19 protein-coding genes are annotated in these 17,414 nt (G+C 44.3%); 12 read left to right on the plus strand and 7 right to left on the minus strand.

What is annotated here, in order from left to right:
• Positions 1–93: 93 nt before the first annotated feature.
• From FLM48_RS00415 to FLM48_RS00465, 11 genes are all read left to right on the plus strand, one after another.
• Entirely contained in the window at positions 94–1,212 is a 1,119-nt protein-coding gene (locus FLM48_RS00415; protein WP_179022777.1) for an alkene reductase, read from the plus strand.
• A gap of 188 nt (positions 1,213–1,400) precedes the next feature.
• Complete coding sequence (locus FLM48_RS00420) at positions 1,401–2,717, plus strand: anaerobic C4-dicarboxylate transporter (RefSeq protein WP_179022779.1); 1,317 nt, start codon at positions 1,401–1,403, stop codon at positions 2,715–2,717.
• Between the two features lie 207 nt (positions 2,718–2,924).
• A complete protein-coding gene (locus FLM48_RS00425) occupies positions 2,925–3,713 on the plus strand; it encodes an AsmA family protein (RefSeq protein WP_179022781.1) in 789 nt (262 codons plus the stop codon).
• Between the two features lie 119 nt (positions 3,714–3,832).
• Positions 3,833–4,366: a molybdopterin adenylyltransferase gene (mog, locus tag FLM48_RS00430; protein WP_179022783.1), complete on the plus strand. Its 534-nt coding sequence runs from the start codon at positions 3,833–3,835 to the stop codon at positions 4,364–4,366.
• Between the two features lie 179 nt (positions 4,367–4,545).
• A complete protein-coding gene (locus FLM48_RS00435; protein WP_179022784.1) occupies positions 4,546–5,178 on the plus strand; it encodes a DUF6795 domain-containing protein in 633 nt (210 codons plus the stop codon).
• A gap of 133 nt (positions 5,179–5,311) precedes the next feature.
• A complete protein-coding gene (locus FLM48_RS00440; protein WP_179022786.1) occupies positions 5,312–5,923 on the plus strand; it encodes a DUF6795 domain-containing protein in 612 nt (203 codons plus the stop codon).
• 263 nt (positions 5,924–6,186) lie between these two features.
• Complete coding sequence (locus tag FLM48_RS00445) at positions 6,187–6,819, plus strand: DUF6795 domain-containing protein (protein WP_179022788.1); 633 nt, start codon at positions 6,187–6,189, stop codon at positions 6,817–6,819.
• Between the two features lie 133 nt (positions 6,820–6,952).
• Positions 6,953–7,564 (plus strand): DUF6795 domain-containing protein, encoded by a 612-nt coding sequence (locus FLM48_RS00450; protein ID WP_179022790.1) that lies wholly within the window; start codon positions 6,953–6,955, stop codon positions 7,562–7,564.
• Between the two features lie 263 nt (positions 7,565–7,827).
• Positions 7,828–8,439, plus strand: coding sequence for a DUF6795 domain-containing protein (locus tag FLM48_RS00455; protein WP_179022791.1), 612 nt, complete (start codon positions 7,828–7,830; stop codon positions 8,437–8,439).
• Between the two features lie 15 nt (positions 8,440–8,454).
• Positions 8,455–9,606 carry a lipase family protein gene (locus FLM48_RS00460; protein ID WP_179022793.1) on the plus strand — a complete coding sequence of 384 codons (1,152 nt, stop codon included), beginning with the start codon at positions 8,455–8,457 and terminating at the stop codon, positions 9,604–9,606.
• Between the two features lie 260 nt (positions 9,607–9,866).
• The gene (locus tag FLM48_RS00465) at positions 9,867–11,528 is read left to right on the plus strand and encodes a methyl-accepting chemotaxis protein (protein ID WP_179022795.1); all 1,662 of its coding nucleotides are present in this window, start codon (positions 9,867–9,869) and stop codon (positions 11,526–11,528) included.
• 32 nt (positions 11,529–11,560) lie between these two features.
• Here the strand turns inward: FLM48_RS00465 and FLM48_RS00470 are convergent, their stop codons facing one another.
• Positions 11,561–11,740: a hypothetical protein gene (locus FLM48_RS00470; RefSeq protein WP_028773749.1), complete on the minus strand. Its 180-nt coding sequence runs from the start codon at positions 11,738–11,740 to the stop codon at positions 11,561–11,563.
• Between the two features lie 118 nt (positions 11,741–11,858).
• Here FLM48_RS00470 and FLM48_RS00475 point away from each other — a divergent pair, with 118 nt between their 5' ends.
• Complete coding sequence (locus tag FLM48_RS00475; protein WP_028773748.1) at positions 11,859–12,866, plus strand: GlxA family transcriptional regulator; 1,008 nt, start codon at positions 11,859–11,861, stop codon at positions 12,864–12,866.
• Between the two features lie 7 nt (positions 12,867–12,873).
• Here the strand turns inward: FLM48_RS00475 and FLM48_RS00480 are convergent, their stop codons facing one another.
• From FLM48_RS00480 to FLM48_RS00505, 6 genes are all read right to left on the minus strand, one after another.
• A complete protein-coding gene (locus tag FLM48_RS00480) occupies positions 12,874–13,116 on the minus strand; it encodes a hypothetical protein (RefSeq protein WP_179022797.1) in 243 nt (80 codons plus the stop codon).
• Positions 13,117–13,346: 230 nt separating this feature from the next.
• Positions 13,347–13,583 (minus strand): hypothetical protein, encoded by a 237-nt coding sequence (locus tag FLM48_RS00485; protein WP_028773747.1) that lies wholly within the window; start codon positions 13,581–13,583, stop codon positions 13,347–13,349.
• Positions 13,584–13,619: 36 nt separating this feature from the next.
• Complete coding sequence (locus tag FLM48_RS00490; RefSeq protein WP_179022799.1) at positions 13,620–13,865, minus strand: superinfection immunity protein; 246 nt, start codon at positions 13,863–13,865, stop codon at positions 13,620–13,622.
• Positions 13,866–13,927: 62 nt separating this feature from the next.
• Complete coding sequence (locus tag FLM48_RS00495) at positions 13,928–15,064, minus strand: ABC transporter permease (protein ID WP_157577573.1); 1,137 nt, start codon at positions 15,062–15,064, stop codon at positions 13,928–13,930.
• Positions 15,061–15,795, minus strand: coding sequence for an ATP-binding cassette domain-containing protein (locus FLM48_RS00500; RefSeq protein ID WP_179022801.1), 735 nt, complete (start codon positions 15,793–15,795; stop codon positions 15,061–15,063). The genes FLM48_RS00495 and FLM48_RS00500 overlap by 4 nt, the downstream gene beginning before the upstream one ends.
• On the minus strand, positions 15,788–17,347 hold the full coding sequence (locus tag FLM48_RS00505) for an alpha/beta hydrolase (protein ID WP_179022803.1): 1,560 nt from the start codon (positions 17,345–17,347) through the stop codon (positions 15,788–15,790). The genes FLM48_RS00500 and FLM48_RS00505 overlap by 8 nt, the downstream gene beginning before the upstream one ends.
• Between the last annotated feature and the right edge of the window lie 67 nt (positions 17,348–17,414).

Below are 17,414 nucleotides of genomic sequence, written 5' to 3' on the forward strand. Positions count from 1 at the left end.
TGCATTTTTCACAAAAATTATTTGTTGTTATCGCGCTCAATATCTCGTCAATAGCTTGCTATGATGGCGACATAAATTGATGAGGCAATAATCATGACCGATATTTTTTCTGCGATAAACCTAGGCGCAAGCCAGCTTCAAAACCGTATTGTTATGGCGCCCATGACTCGCTCTCGCACTGATCAGCCTGGAGATGTGCCTAATGAGATGATGGCGCGCTATTATGCGCAGCGTGCTTCGGCAGGACTTATCATTACCGAAGGCGCCCCCGTTTCAGCAGTGGCACGCGGTTATTCGCTTACCCCGGGGATCTATACGCAGGCGCACATTGATGGCTGGAGAAAAGTGACCGATGCTGTGCATGCCAAAGGCGGCAAGATTTTTATTCAGTTATGGCATGTTGGGCGTCGCAGCCACAGCATTATTGCAGGAGAGCAGCCAGTTGCAGCGTCTGCGATAAAGGAGCCCGATCAAGTTTATGGGCCATTGCCTGAAGGCGGTTTTGGTATGATCGAAACCGAAGCACCAAGAGCAATGACCTTAGCCGACATTGCACAAACACAGGCAGATTTTGTACAGGCTGCTCGCAATGCGATGCAGGCTGGCTTTGACGGTGTCGAACTGCATGCTGCACACGGTTATCTCTTCGATACCTTTATGCGAAGTAGCAGTAATATACGCCAGGACCGATATGGCGGTAGCCAAGATAATCGTATGCGCTTTTTATTGGAAACCCTGCAAGCTGTGGTAGATGAAATTGGTGCTGACAAAGTGGCAGTGAGAGTGTCACCTCATGTTAAGGAGGGCTCAAGCCAGATTGATACCGAGATTGCCGATTTGATTGTCAACGCCATGGAGAAAATGCTGCCAATGCAATTGGCCTATGTGCATTTTTCAGAGAATATAGGCACCTATGTGCCAGTACCTGACAGCTTTCGTCAACGAGTGCGGCAGGTGTACCCCAATAAGATCATGGTGGCAGGTAAACTGACTAACGCATCGGCACAAGCGTTGCTGGATGCTGGCTATGTTGATTTAGTGGCATTTGGTACCCCTTTTGTGACCAATCCCGATTTAGTGGCACGTTTTCAACATGGTTGGCCACTCACGGAGTTTGATGCCGACGCACGTTTAAGTTTGTACGGTGGCGGCGAGCAAGGTTATACCGATTACCCCACCTATGTCCCCGATGTGCATTGCGTGACTGCTTAGTCAGTACGTCTACTGCGTTGACTGTTTGATATCAAGAACGAATCTGTGACACTAAGCGTTAATGCACTTGGGGTCACAGTTTTAAACACTAGTTTCTATCCCTTGTTAAATGCTTGATAGTCGTCACTATTATTCCCCCTGTATATGGTATATCTGCAACGTACTAATAATAAAAAGGGTGGTGAACAATGTTTTATATCCATATGTTGTTGCTGTTAGCCGTCATCTTTGTCGGTATTCGGCATGGCGGAATTGCATTTGGCTTGTTAGGGGGCTTGGGGGTTTCGGTACTGGCGTTTGTGTTTGGTATTGCACCGGGCACACCGCCTATCAGTGTGATGCTGATTATTCTTGCTGTTGTGGCCGCATCCGCAACACTTGAGGCAACTGGTGGCCTTAAGCTACTGGTTAAGTTTGCCGAAAAGCTATTACGTAAGCACCCAGAACACATTGTATTTCTAGGTCCGCTTTGTACTTATTCTCTGACAGTATTGGTGGGAACGGGTCACTCAGTTTATCCATTACTGCCTGTTATTTACGATGTGTCTTATAAAAAAGGTATTCGCCCTGAACGCCCGCTGGCCATTGCCACAGTGGCGTCGCAAATGGGGATCACGGCTAGCCCGATTGCCGCCGCCGCAGCGGTGGTCATTGCCACGGCAGTCGATAACCAGCTTGATATCGGTTTGATTGATGTCTTGATGGTGACCATCCCATCAACCCTAATAGGTGTGTTGGTTGCGTGTACTTGGAGCCTTAAACGCGGTAAAGATTTGGACAAAGATCCTGAGTTCCAAGCACGACTACAGGACCCTGAATTTAAAGCTGCATTGCTGGATCCAGAGTCCAACAGTGGCGACAAAGAAGAAACTGATTCAACTGCCAAAAAAGGTCTGACGGTTTTCTTACTCGGTATTTTGTCAGTGATTATCATCGCGTTATTCAGTAAACAACTGCTACCCGAAGGTGTGAAAATGTCGGTGGCTATTCAGTTTATGATGTTGTCTGTGGGTGGCATCATCTTGCTGGCAACCAATATCTCGCCGAAGAAAATTGCCACCAGTAATGTGTTTACAGCCGGTATGACAGCGGTAATTATCATTTTTGGTATCGCCTGGATGAGTGACACCATTATCGGTCATCATAAATCTTACTTGGTAGAATCTGTCAGCGACATCGTTGCGGTTTACCCGTGGACGTTTGCTATTGCGATGTTTGTGGTGTCGGTATTCTTAAAAAGTCAGGCAGCGGTATTAACCATTATGCTTCCGCTGGGCTTCTCTTTGGGAATTCCACCTGCGGTGCTGATTGGCGTACTACCGGCTTGTTATGCTTACTTCTTCTTCCCATTCTATCCGAGCGATCTTGCGGCTATCAGTTTTGACCGCAGTGGTACCACACGTATAGGTAAGTATGTGCTCAACCACAGCTTCTTGGTGCCGGGCTTTATTGGCGTCGTCACCGCTACGGTACTGGGCTACTTTATCTCTATCACCTTTAACTAACCTCGTATCGCTGCTAATTGTACTCATGCTAGTCAATTAGCAGCGGCCACTTACCTGCAGCCCTATTTTAAGCCATATTGGCGCATTCTCTCGGTAAATTATAGCGATATCCTCTGCTGCACATAGCTTTTATTGCAGGGCTCAGGCACACTTCATTAGCACACTGACAAGTACGTCAGCTTTCTTGCCTGCAAATGGAGTCTCACCGTGAAAAAAGCCATTGTTGCCGTTCTAATCGCCTTATTGTTGTTATTGGGCGTGGTTGTTTATTGGGTACTGAATAACCTTAATGGAATTGTCCAAACACAGGTGGAGAAGCAGGGCACGCGCTTGCTGCAAACACCGGTGACATTGGCGAGCGTTGATTTACAAATGCTTAAGGGCTTTGGTGCTCTTGAGGGCTTTGCAGTGCAAAATCCTAAGGGCTTTAGTGATAATGCGGCATTGGCATTTCAACAAATCAAATTGGATATTGAAACCAGCAACTTTAGTACCCAAGAAGTGCTCATCAACCAAGTGTTAATTTCTGGCCCTAGTGTTAGATTTGAGCTGGCCGCTGACGGCAGCAATAACCTGCAGGTGCTGAAAAACAATTTGGCACAGCAGTTACAGTCATCACCGAGCAGTACTCAACAAGCAGAGCCCGCCAGCCAATCTGAGCCACCTAGCCCCTCTGAATCATCTGGTAAAGAAGCGTTGATTGCAGTTAAACAAGTGAAAGTTGAGGGCGTGAGTTTGACGGTAGACTTAACGGCGGTTGGCCAGCAAAGCTATCAGGTCACCTTACCCACCTTTATGGCTGATGCTGTTGGCTTTCCGCACGGTCTGCCTGCCGATCAGGTGGGAGCAGCCATTGTGCAATCAATGTTGGATAACATGATTAAACAAGCCAAGAAAGAAGCTGAGAAGCAGTTAAAAGAGCGCGCTAAGCAGGAATTGAAGCAACGAGCGGATAAAGAGCTCGGTGGCTTACTCAATAAGCTCGGTGGCGGCTAATAGCCGCTAGCTGGCAAATTTAGCTTTAACTTTGGTATTTATCAAACCAAATGCCGGCGCTTTATGCTAGATTGACCGGCATTAGTGCAACAACAGCAAGTTTGAAAGGATATAACGACATGAGCAAAGCGAAAATCGGTATCGTTACTGTCAGTGATAGAGCGAGCGCAGGCGTATACGAAGACATTTCAGGTAAAGCGATTATTGATGTACTAAACGAGTACCTGACGTCGGAATGGGAACCGGTTTATCAAGTTATCCCTGATGAACAAGATGTCATTTCGGCTACTTTAATTGATATGGCTGACAACCAAAACTGCAGCCTGATTGTGACAACCGGTGGCACAGGACCGGCTAAGCGCGATGTGACTCCAGAAGCAACTGAAGCAGTGTGCGATCGTATGATGCCAGGGTTTGGAGAGCTTATGCGCGCTGAATCATTAAAGTTTGTACCGACGGCTATCTTGTCACGACAAACTGCTGGCCTACGTGGTGATTCACTGATTGTTAATTTACCCGGCAAGCCTAAATCGATTCGTGAATGTTTAGATGCGGTATTCCCAGCGATTCCCTACTGTATTGATTTGATGGACGGCCCATTTTTAGCGTGTGATGAGTCAGTCATTAAGCCGTTTAGACCTAAGGCGAAGTAATTAGACTTTTATCGTTCATTCGATACTTATACATCAGAGCGTATTGTGAGATTAAATTCTGCAATGCGCTTTTTACATCCAAAAGCCGTAATTTAAAGATAAAATCCATTCGATAGGATAATAGGAATTTACTCTTGAAAGAGTAAAATAAACCATCTTTATTTTAGCAAGGATTGCTAATGAACAAACGTTTACGGTTGCGTCGTCGGTTTATGTTGCTCGTTCTGTTAGCGATTGCTTATCCTATTCTCAGTCATGGAGTTGATATGTTGGGTTGGTTTAAAAAAAAGGAAGTTTTTTTAGGCTCAGAAGTCAATGGGGTTATTACTAAAAATGGCACCCCAGTGGCTAACTTAGAGGTGACGCGTTCATTGATGTATATTGATGAAAAAGATCATATTGATATGGTTATTACCGATAGTGCGGGCCATTTTCACTTCCCTAGAAAAACGATCAAGTCATCGATTCCGAATCGACTTTTCTCCGAAGATCGTGTATCGCAGCAGATCACAGTAGTTCAAGATGGTGAGTTGTTACCAATATGGTTTGCTAACCATATTGGCATTGAAGAGGTGGCAGAGTTTTCTAAAAAACTACTTTTTATGAACTGTGAATTAGCCAATAAGCGTGTGACCTTTCAGTTTGAAAATACTAATAACGAGCACCTTGACCATATGGCTTCAAGTATTTGCCGTTGGGAGGAGGATTACACTCCTGTATTAATTTATGATGGTGATAAGGAATATATTGTTGAAGATGGTGATTTTAACAAATTAACGGATCGCTTTTCTGGCAAGGAAGTCAAATTATGAGTAATACAATCTCACCGAGCACAGCAGCTAAAAAATCTGCGGTTAATTAAAGATAAAAGCTATTCGATAGGGAAGTAGGAATTTACTGTTGAAAGAGTAAAGTAAACCATCTGTATTTTAGCAAGGATAGCTAGTGAATAAACGTTTAGGCTTGCGGCGTCGCTTGATGTTGCTCGTTTTGTTAGCGATGGCTTATCCTATTCACAGTCATGGAGTTGATATGTTGGGTTGGTTTAAAAAAAAGGAAGTCTTTTTAAGCTCAGAAGTCAATGGGGTTATTACTAAAAATGGTAGTCCAGTGGCTAACTTAGCAGTGACACGTTCATTGATGTATATTGATGGCAAAGATCGCATTGATGTGGCAATAACAGATAGCGAAGGTCATTTTTACTTTCCTAGAAAAACGATCAGGTCATCGATTCCCAATCGACTTTTCTCTGAAGATCATGTCTCACAACAGATTACCATTGAGCCTGAAGGTGAATTGCTGCCATTGTGGGTAGCCAATCATGTTGGTATTACCGAGATTCCTGAGTTTTCAGAAAAATTATCGCTAATTACCTGTGATGTGGTCGATGCTCAGGTGGATTTTGGATTTAAGAATAATAATAATCCGCACCTTGATCATATGGCTTCAAGTATTTGCCGTTGGCAGGCGGATTATAAGCCCATCTGGTTGTACGATGGTGAAAATGAATATCGTGTAAATAACTATGATTTGAGTGATTTAACCAAACGGAAATAAAGAATTATTCCCAATATGCATACAACTCTTTCACCGAAGGTTGCGGCTAGTATTGCTGCGCGAGTATATGACATTAGGAATTCTAAAAGTCTTGAAGTGCAATCAGGGTTTAAAGAAATGTTTAGCAGTATGCATTAGCAAAACTGACAGGCTTTGTTATATCCCTAAGCCGTAATTTAAAGATAAAACCCATTCGATAGGGTAATAGGAGTTTACTATTGAAAGAGTAAAATAAACCATCTGTACTTTAGCAAGGATAGCTAATGAATAAACGTTTACGCTTGCGTCGTCGGTTTATGTTGCTCGTTCTGTTAGCGATTGCTTATCCTATTTTAAGTCATGGAGTTGATATGTTGGGTTGGTTTAAAAAAAAGGAAGTTTTTTTAAGCTCAGAAGTCAATGGGGTTATTAGCCAAAATGGTATTCCAGCTGCTGACTTAGCAGTGACGCGTTCATTGATGTATATTGATGGCAAAGATCGCATTGATGTGACAATGACAGATAGCGAAGGCCATTTTCACTTCCCTAGAAAAACGATCAAGTCATCGATCCCGAATCGACTTTTCTCTGAAGATCATGTTTCACAACAGATTACCATTGAGTCCGAAGGTGAGTTACTTCCCTTGTGGGTAGCAAATCATGTCGGTATTACCGAGATTCCAGAGTTTTCTCGAAAATTGTCATCCATGGCTTGTGATTTAACTGATAAGAGAGTGACTTTTCAGTTTGAAAATACTAATAACGAGCACCTTGACCATATGGCTTCAAGTATTTGCCGTTGGGACGAGGATTACACTCCTGTATTAATTTATGATGGTGATAAGGAATATGTTGTTGAAGATGGTGATTTTAATAAATTAACGGATCGTTTTACCGGCAAGGAAGTCGAATTATGAGCAACAGAATCTCACCGAGCACAGCAGCTAGAAAATCTGCGGTTAATTAAAGATAAAAGCTATTCGATAGGATAATAGGAATTCATTATTGAAAGAGTAGAATAAACCATCTGTATTTTAGCAAGGATAGCTAATGAATAAACGTTTACGCTTGCATCGTCGCTTGATGTTGTTAGGGCTGTTAGCGATTGCTTATCCTATTCTCAGTCATGGAGTTGATATGTTTGGTTGGTTTAAAAAAAAGGAAGTGTTTTTAAGCTCAGAAGTCAAGGGGGTTATTACTAAAAATGGCACCCCAGTGGCTAACTTAGAGGTGACGCGTTCATTGATGTATATTGATGAAAAAGATCATATTGATGTGGTTATTACCGATAGTGCGGGCTATTTTCACTTCCCTAGAAAAACGATCAAGTCATCGATTCCCAATCGACTTTTTTCTGAAGATCATGTCTCACAACAGATTACCATTGAGCCCGAAGGTGAGTTACTTCCTTTGTGGGCAGCAAATCATGTCGGTATTACCGAGATTCCAGAGTTTTCTAGAAAGTTATCATCCATGGCTTGTGAGCTAAATAATAAGCGTGTGAGTTTTCAATTCGAAAATATCAATAATGAGCACCTTGACCATCAAGCATCTAGCATATGTCGGTGGCAAGAAGATTACAAACCAGTATGGCTTTACGATGGCGAAGATAAGTATCGTGTCAATAATTACGATCTGAATGATTTAACCAAACGAAAATAAAGGATTATTCGCACTATGCATACAACTCTTTCACCGAAGGTTGCGGCTAGTATTGCTGCGCGAGTATATGACATTAGGAATTCTAAAAGTCTTGACGTGCAATCAGGGTTTAATGAAATGTTTAGCAGTATGCATTAGCAAAACTGACAGGCTTTGTTATATCCCTAAGCCGTAATTGAAAGATAGAATCCATTCGATAGGATAATAGGAATTCACTATTGAAAGAGTAGAATAAACCATCTGTATTTTAGCAAGGATAGCTAATGAATAAACGTTTACGCTTGCGTCGTCGCTTGATGTTGTTAGCGCTGTTAGCGATTGCTTATCCTATTCTCAATCATGGAGTTGATATGTTGGGTTGGTTTAAAAAAAAGGAAGTCTTTTTAAGCTCAGAAGTCAATGGGGTTATTATTAAAAATGGCACCCCATTGGCTAACTTAGAGGTGACGCGTTCATTGATGTATATTGATGAAAAAGATCATATAGATGTGGCTATTACCGATAGTGCGGGCCATTTTCATTTTCCTCAAAAGAGCATTCGTTCATCGATTCCTAATCGACTTTTCTCTGAAGATCGTGTGTCGCAGCAGATCACCGTCGTTCAAAATAATGAGCTGTTGCCAATATGGTTCGCTAACCATATTGGCATTGAGGAAGTGCCAGAGTTTTCTAAAAAGCTGGCTTTCATGAATTGTGAGTTAACCAATAAGCGAGTGAGTTTTCAATTTAGAAACATCAATAGTGAACATAATGATCATATTGCTTCAAGTATCTGTCGTTGGCAGACTGATTATAAGCCCATCTGGCTATATGATGGTGAAAGTGAATATCGAGTGAATAACTATGATTTGAATGATTTATCCAAACGGAAATAAAGGATTATTCCCACTATGTATACAAGTCTTTCACCTTACATTGCAGCCTCTATTGCTGCACGTGTGTACGACATAAGGAAGTCGAGCTCATTTAATAGCGAATTACCATTAGAGTTTAGAGACAACTTCAAAATTTCCAACAGCCAGATCCAAGGTGTGAGTGGTGGTTTAGTTAACCAACTATTGAATCGCAGCACTGGTTTTGCATTAACGGCACAAGGAATTTCGCCACAATTTAAACAGCATCATATTATTGGTGTTCGTGGCACGGTGTTTACATCGTTTGCGGATTGGCTAACCAATGGCAATATTGCTACTGTTGTCGGGCCTAAAAGCCTTGAAGTACATTCAGGATTTGAAAAAGCATTTAGCAGTATGCAGTCAGCATTTAATGATTATATAACGCGGCATAACCCTAGCTGCTTGCATGTTGTAGGTCATAGTTTGGGCGGAGCCATCGCGCAGTTAACAGCACTTTGGGCAAGCGAGAAAGGCATCAATACCAAACTGTATACCTTCGGCGCACCAAGGGTAGTTACCGAGAGAGCCGTTCACCAAGCCGCTACTAATATTGAGCATTATCGTGTCACGCATGGCGCAGACCCTGTGCCAGCGGTTCCAGTATGGCCATTTAGTCATACTGTAGCAGAGTATCAAACCGCGATGAACAATGGGGCTTTCTTCTCGATAGGTGCGCATTCTATGGTCAAAGCAACGCCAGGCTATGTTAATACCGCAGCATCATATAAGAGCTATAGCGCGATGGATGGCGCACTTAAAACCCGTCATCATAAGCATACCGTGCTTAACTATGAACAACGACACAATGCGTCATTCTCTCAACGCTGGCAGCAAATTATCACAGATGCTCTAATCACGCTTTTAAAAAAGACGGGTCAGTATGCTTTCATTCTTGCTCAAGCTTCTTTAAGCCATGGTTTGCAGTTTTATGACATATTAGCTCGTTGTTTACACGGCGTTGTGGTTAAGTCATCGGATGAAATCGCTGAGGAATTAAGAGGCTTACTCGGTCATATGCTGGTGTTTGCTGGTAATAGAATTCAAGCGGTTAAAGAGATGAGTGTGAAGTTTATTCGCTGGGTTTTAGGTTTGATGATAAAGACACTGTATACCACGGCGAAACAAGCTATTGAGCTTGTTTCTTAATATCAGTGCAGGTGGCCCATTTTTAGCGTGTGATGAGTCAGTCATTAAGCCGTTTAGACCTAAGGCCAAATAGTTAACGATTTAATCAGTTAATTTCACTAGAAAAAACCAGCTTCGGCTGGTTTTTTTATTGTTTTTTATAAATTTTTAGCAAAATCGCCGAAATACTGTACACAGTGATATTCGCTTCTGAATTAGCCTAATATAGGGAGATTAGCTCTTATTGTTTGAGGTAGCCCCATAGATTAGGAGAGGAAAGGATGAGTAAGCTGTCTTCATGGAGCATAAAACGCAAGCTGATATTAGTGATGGCGGTATTTGGGATTGCGGGGTTAACGATTTTAATTGATGTGCTAGTTAATACGCAGTTTGTTGAAGAGAGATTCAACGAGTATGACCAAGCGGGTGTAGCTAGCCAGCGTGCGATTTTGATGATCAACCGCGATATGAACTATGTATCTCGACTTACTCGAAGCATCATGCTCGGGGATAGTTATGATAAAAACTATTCGCTTATTGAACAACGAATTGTTGATATTGAACAGCACTTTAATCAGTTGGAACAGGCGGTTGAGCTAATTACTGATAACCGTGCTAGGCAGCAGCTAGCCGCGCTAACCTACGAGGCGAGGCAAACGACTTTAGCGTTTCTTTTTGATGGCCGAGACCGAATGGCGGCATTAGCCAATACCAGCAGAAACTCTTCACAATTGCAGCAGGCCTGGCAAGATTATCGGGTTGGGGCTAGTCCATTTGCTAAGCAGGCTCGTGAGCATTTCGCCGCACTTAGCGAGGCCGAATTGCAAACTCGTCAACACATCCAGCAAGCTGCAATCGACTCGATGGCTGGTATGCGAGTACAGCTACTGGGCTTCACTATAGGTGGCATTGCAGTTGGTGGCCTACTGATGTTTTTTGTCGCTAGAACAATAATTAACAGTACCCAAACGTTAGCGAAATCTATTAGCGATATTGAAGCCAATGCAGATTTAACTCAACGCACCAGCCTCACCAGTCGTGATGAGCTTGGTCAGGTATCGAGTGCGTTTGATCAAATGCTTGATAAGTTCCACAGTAGCATTATTGGTGTGTCAGAAACCGCCAAGCAACTGTCGACCTCTGCGGGTGAAATGGCACAGGTGACTGCTAGTTCGGCTGAGTCAGTCCAAAGTCAGCGATTAGAGCTAAACATGGTGGCGACGGCCATGAATGAAATGACCGCTACTGTTGCGGAGGTAGCAAAAAACGCTAATGATGCCGCTAATACTGCATTGCAAACTGATGAGCAATCACAAGCTGGCATGTCTGTGGTACAAAATACGGTTGATACCATCGTAGGCTTAGCTGCAGAGATAGAGCAAGCAGCAACCGTAGTGCAAAGTCTGGAACACGACAGTCATCAAATTGGTTCTATTTTAGACGTTATTAAAGGCATAGCAGAACAAACAAACTTGCTTGCGCTTAACGCAGCGATTGAAGCCGCGAGAGCAGGAGAGCAAGGGCGTGGTTTTGCGGTTGTTGCTGATGAGGTCCGTAGCTTGGCCAGCCGTACTCAAGAGTCCACTGAAGAGATTCAGCAGATGATTGAAAAACTGCAAAGTGGTACAGCTCAGGCGGTCACTGTAATGGCTGACAGTCGCCAGCATGCTGAAGAAAGTGTGAATCATGCTAAGTCTGCCGGTGATGTGCTCCAGAGTATTTCTTGCTCTATCGCGACAATTAAAGATATGAATACCCAAATAGCCACTGCAGCGGAGGAGCAATCAGCGGTTTCCGAAGAGATTAACAGTAACATCGTCAATATCAGTTTGGCGGCTGACGAGACAGCGTCCGGTGCCGAGCAAACCTCAGCTGAAAGCGACAAGCTGGCGCATATGGCACAGCAGTTAGATACACTGGTGCACGAGTTTCGAATTAACTAAGCTGTTCATTTTAGGCCGTGTCGCTACCAAGTTTAGAGGCCTTTTTTAACGATTTGATAAGCACTGAATCCGGTAAACAGCAATAGACTTGGAATGGCGACCAGATGGGCAAAGATATTAGGTTCGGTGCTGAAATGTAACCACAGTAGTAAGCTCCAACTGGCAACAAGATAAATCAAACTTAGGCTGATATGGGTGTGGCTCTTGTTCATAGCATGTGTCCTTACAAAGTACTTCAAGGTGATAACCACAGTATAAAAACTAGACATTATTAAAATAAGTGTCATTATTGACAAATATAAAGTCAATAGTGACATTGTGGGGCAGCCAGTGAAAAAAGTGTATATTTTAGCGGCCGGTAATGTGGTAGCTGGTGGAATAGTCGGCTTTCTAGATGTGTTCAGCTTTTGTAATAGCTACCTGAAGCGGGTTGATCCTGAAGTCACTGAAGATCTGTTTCATTGCCACGTGATAAGCCATGATGGCCAGCCGGTAACCACTAATCAAGGCTTTCAAATTCCAGCCAAAGCGTTGGCAACCCCTGAAGAGATAACCGCTGCCGATGCGGTGATCTTGGCATCATCATTTGTGACCAACCGAACCGAATTCCAAAGCTATTTAAATGATTTTGAACCGCTATTTGCACCATTGCGTTTGTTCTCTGCCACCGAAAAGCCTTTGGCTGCATATTGTTCTGGCACATTAATGTTAGCCGCATCAGGGTTACTGGCTAACCGGCGGGCCACAACGGTTTGGTGGCTAAATGAGATGTTTGAACGTAATTTTAAAGATGTGAATTTGTGCATGGATACTTTAGTGGTGTCCGATGGTCATATTCATACCGCAGGCGCGACTACCTCGAACTTGAGTTTAGCCCTGCATCTAGTGAGTATTTTAGCGGGCGAGCAGCTCGCTCAACAGATGGCAAAAATCTTACTCATCGATCCTAACCGTTGCTCACAGCAGCCATTTATGACCATGGCGATTAATCCTGAGCAGCACCAAGATGAGCTGATTAAGCAGATCCAACACTGGATGCAGCAGCATCTGAATCAAAATTGGTTATTAGATGATATTGCCAATAAGTTTGCCGTTGGCAAGCGCACCTTGATTAGGCGCTTTAAAAAGGCGGTTAACGAAACCCCCGCCAGTTATATGCAGCGACTGCGGGTGGATGAAGCCAAGCGGTTGCTTGAAACGACTGAATTGGCCATTGAGCAAATTGTCGAGCGCGTGGGCTATGAAGATGTCAGCTCATTTCGTAAGCTGTTTATCCAATTGACGAGTTTAACGCCACGCGCTTATCGGCAAAAATTTAACACTCATACTTGTTGCTAAAAAGTGTTTATTGGACTTGACCTACTGCCATACAACGCCAACCTGGTCCCGCTTGCATGTTGATGCAATGGTGAATTGAAACTGAGGTGGCTGACGGATATTGCGCAAGTAGAGAAGCTTTTGCATTTGCGCTTGCGTTGGCTTGGTTATAACCAAAAGTGAAACTACCATATACAGTTTGTGCGGCCAATGCTGCGTTGGCGACCAGTATAAGTCCTGAAAAAGCGACTACTCGAGATAGGTTTTTCATTTTATTTCCTTATTATTCCTAGGTAACAATGTTGTTGATGTACTCCATAGGCGATAATTCCTTCATCACGACTAACATACCCTCATATTGACAGCGCTGTCAATTGGGGGGGGGTAAGAAGAGTGTAAGCTAGCTATTGTCGGTGGGGTGGGCTGCTCGCATTGATCGCAAAGATCAACCTCACTTCTTAAGAGATTACCTTTGCAATCCACGGCAGTTGTTATCTGCTGCTATAGTGCGTTGATCCGTTGCTTGAGATCGTAACTAGGTTCAGTGACGATTTTCTCTAACACGGCAACTCGCTCTTGTAGTTGACGGTTTTGTTGTTGCAGCAGATCGATTTCGCTGTTTTTAATATCGCCGTGAGAAACCCGCTTTGTCCTCAGGTAATATTTGAAGACTTCACTAAAAGTCGCACTAACAATAAATGCCAGCATGATGATCATTACGAGTGTTTGTTTATCCATGTCGAACTCCTTATTGTGTCGATTTGATATTGTTACTTAAGCACTTTTTGGCTTGACATATTTCTCTGCGACTTTGCCTGTCACCGCCCAGATTAGTACAGCTCCCCAGGCGATAAATGATAATCCCGCAGGAATACAAGCCAGTAAAATGAGTTTGAAGTGTTTGCGATTAAAAAACAGCGCCAATACTGCGGGTAAGAACCATAATGTGATTGCTATGGCACCGACCATGGCGATAAATGCGTAGTTTTCACTGGCGAACAGAGTTGATAAATATTCCATTTTTGATTGTCCTTTGTTGTGATAGTTGGCCCCATACACTTAGTGTTATGGGGCCGCGTAATTTATAAGCCGAAAACAATTTTTTCGCTTTTAAGGGATTTTTCCATTCCAAATGTCAGTGCAAAGGCGATGGCTAGCGTAGATGCCGATGACAATAACAGTTGCAACATAGGAATTTCCTTGCCTTTGATGAACGCAATTAGCGCCTGCATCTGCCCTGAAACGGGCAGCCATTGCATCGTATCAGGGGCGATGTTGTAGCTCGCTGCGAGCGACAGCATCATAGGCACAACGAGCACGATGGTGAGATAGGATTGTGCCTCTTTAAATGATTTGGCCATAAACGATACAAACAGTTGTAGTGCTGCCGCCATTAGCGCGATGGGTAAGCTCACAATCAGCATCAATGCGATAAACTCAGGGGTTAAGTTGACGCTAAAGCCCAGCTCCTGCCACGGCACAAAACCATAGGCAATTTTGGAGATCACTAAGGTCAGCAGTAGACCTAACATGGCGAAGACAGTGACGGCGGCCATTTTAGCCCACACAATTTGTCGTGTGGTCACCGGGTGACTCAGCAGCAGTGCTAACGAGTTACGTTCACGTTCGCCCGCTGAAGTGTCGATGGCCAAGTTCATGCCTGAAATGAATACGGCATATATCATCATGAAGGTCGCCACGCCCAGAATCATGCCACCTTTAGAATCAGCGGTTGCCTGATCTTCCACATTAACCTTGATAGGCTGTACAACTTTAGGGTCAATGCCGCGAGCAATCAGGCGCAAGCTGCCCATTTCGGCGCTGTATAACTGCAAGCTTTTCTCTAAGCGGCGAATCGATGATTGTAGCTTCTCGTCAGAGTTATCTGCGCTAAGGGTGAGCTCCGCTGGCAAGCCTTTCGCCATATTGCTGGCATAGTCTTCGCTAATGCTCAGTACGATATCTTTGCGGCTGCTGTCATCAATGGACGTAATATCATTACTGGCTAAAAACTTGACTAAGTCTGGGGCCCGCTCTGAGTGCTCAATGTTGATATTGAGGGCATCTGGACTGGTAACTTGGCTTATCAGCAACATAAACATGCCGCACATCATTAATGGCGCACCTATCGCATAATAAAGCCCGGCCATGACTGAGCGCTTATCACGTGCTGCGTCGGTTAATTCCTTTTTTAACATGGTACGTATTTGCGCTATCATGCCGCGATTCCCTCGTCTGTGCCGATTAATTGAATAAAGGCATCTTCTAGCGATGCTTTGCCTGTTTGCTGACAGAGTTCGTCAGGGCTACCGACTGCAACGACTTTGCCGTCTGCCATAACAATGACCTGATCACACAGTGCTGCTACTTCTTGCATCACATGGCTGGAGAACAGCACACAATGACCTTGCTGCTTTAAGTCGCGCAAAATATCACGTAGTACGCGGGTGCTCATCACATCTAAGCCGCGAGTCGGCTCGTCGAGTATGATATTAGTGGGTTCATGCACAATGGCTTGAGCCAAGGCGGTTTTCATTCTTTGACCCTGTGAAAACCCTTTGCATTTACGGTCAGCAATATCGTTCATGTGCAGCTTATCTAAGACTTTTGCCGCCGCCTGTTTGGCTTGCTTGCCACTTAAACCGTTGAGTTCAGCAAAGTAGCGAATATATTCCCTTGGCGTGAGGCGCTCATATAGGCCAAATGGATCGGGAAATAAACCCAGTTGCTGCTTGGCTTCTGTGGGGGATTTCGCCACATCAATACCGTCTATTTCGGCATGGCCAGCGTCGGGTTTTAGTAATCCAAAAACCGTACGTAGGCAGGTCGTTTTTCCCGCGCCATTAGGACCGAGCAATCCGGTAATTTGGCCATCTTGGGCACTAAAACTTAAGTCATTGAGTGCTTGTACATCCCCAATGCGTTTAGATAGGTTGGCTACTTTAATCATTGCTCGCTCCTTGGGCATCGTTGGCGGCGGTGGTTGTCTCGACAGTGCTGGCATTAAGGTAAAAGTTACGGCTGACATCGCGGCTTAAGCACTCGCTATCGAGTTGCGCTACATCTTTACTGTTAACTAAGTCTGCTATTAGGTTGTTGGCGCAAGACTGATGTGCGACACCATGGGTAGCGTAGGGAGCTATTAGGTGAGTTGCGTTGGTCATCTTCTCCATGGCCAGTTCTGCCCAGCTTGGTGGCGTGGCCGGGTCATTTTCTCCTGACAGTAGTAAGGTCGGGATGTCACTCGCGATGGCATCGCTAAAATCTTTACTGACTGCCGGCATATTCCAAATTGGGCAAGACTCATCAAAGCCGATTAACATCTGCTCGCCAAAGTAGTTGCTTTGTAATTGCTGACGCATCGCATCATCAAGCCTTGGCCAATCTTCGCCACAGACGACAGAAGAGTGCATACCCATAGCTAAGCCGATGCCATCCATGTTGAGTGCATACAAGCCTAAAATGGGCTGGAAGTTGTCTTGTGCAGCTTGGTTAATGGCATAGGGCAGAAGTGCGCGAATGTTAGCGCCATACATGGCCATTCTTATTGCGCCCATGAATTTTGAACGGGTGAGAAGCAGTTCACTTGCTTCACCAGTAAGCGGATGACGCGTCGTGGTGGTAATAGCGGCTTCGGCCAAGCGACTGTCTACTTTGGCAAAGTCTGCGGCTAGTGTCGGGAAGGACTGCTGACAAAGTGGCGTTGTTTGGCATTCATCAAGCAGTATTTGTGTTGCTCGCTCAATGGCGTCACCAATGGCGACCACACTTTGTTGCATCGGGACCACACCGTCCAGGGTCACGGTTTCTAGCACCTGTGGATAGTGGCGCATATACAATTGCGCCATACGGCTACCGTAAGAAATACCATAAAGATGAAGCTTGCTATAACCTAAATGCTGACGGACAGCCTCAAAATCTTTAAGTGCACTTTCACTGCCGTATTGAGTGATGTCTGCGGTTTGCTCATCTAAACAGTGCTGGGTGGTTGCGGCAATATCAATGCTTTCATCATTGAGTGCCAAACCGGCTTCAAAGCCTTCTCCTTCACAATTAAGAGGGTTAGAACGACCAGTTCCACGCTGATCGATCAGTAAAATGTCGCGGTATTGGCGTACCTTACTAAAAACTTTGTCAAAGTAAGCGGCGTTATCAATGGCAGATTGGCCAGGACCGCCTGCTATCGCCAAAAATGCCTCTGCACCAAAGTTTGATTTAATCGCTGGCAACACAGTGTAATGAATGGCGATCTGCTTGCCTTCAGGTTGTTGATGATTCTCTGGTACCAATATCGAGCCGCAGCGAACCTGTTCTGACAAGCCTGTTACGTAACAAGCGTGCTGGACTTCTGGTTGCGGTACTTCTGTATTGGCCATAGCTGCAATGGGGAAGCTATAGCTACTTAGGGCAAGTACAGCTGGCAAAATGGTTTTTAGTGCCAGTCGATATTTAGGTTGTAGGCTCGTTGTCTGCCGTGTTGGGTCGAGTGTTCCATCAAACATGATACTTATTCCTTTGTTGAAATTTCTTGTATCTGTGGTAATTTAAATAGTGTATCGGTGTATCAAT

Source organism: Shewanella sp. Scap07 (assembly GCF_013394145.1).
Lineage (GTDB): Bacteria > Pseudomonadota > Gammaproteobacteria > Enterobacterales > Shewanellaceae > Shewanella > Shewanella waksmanii.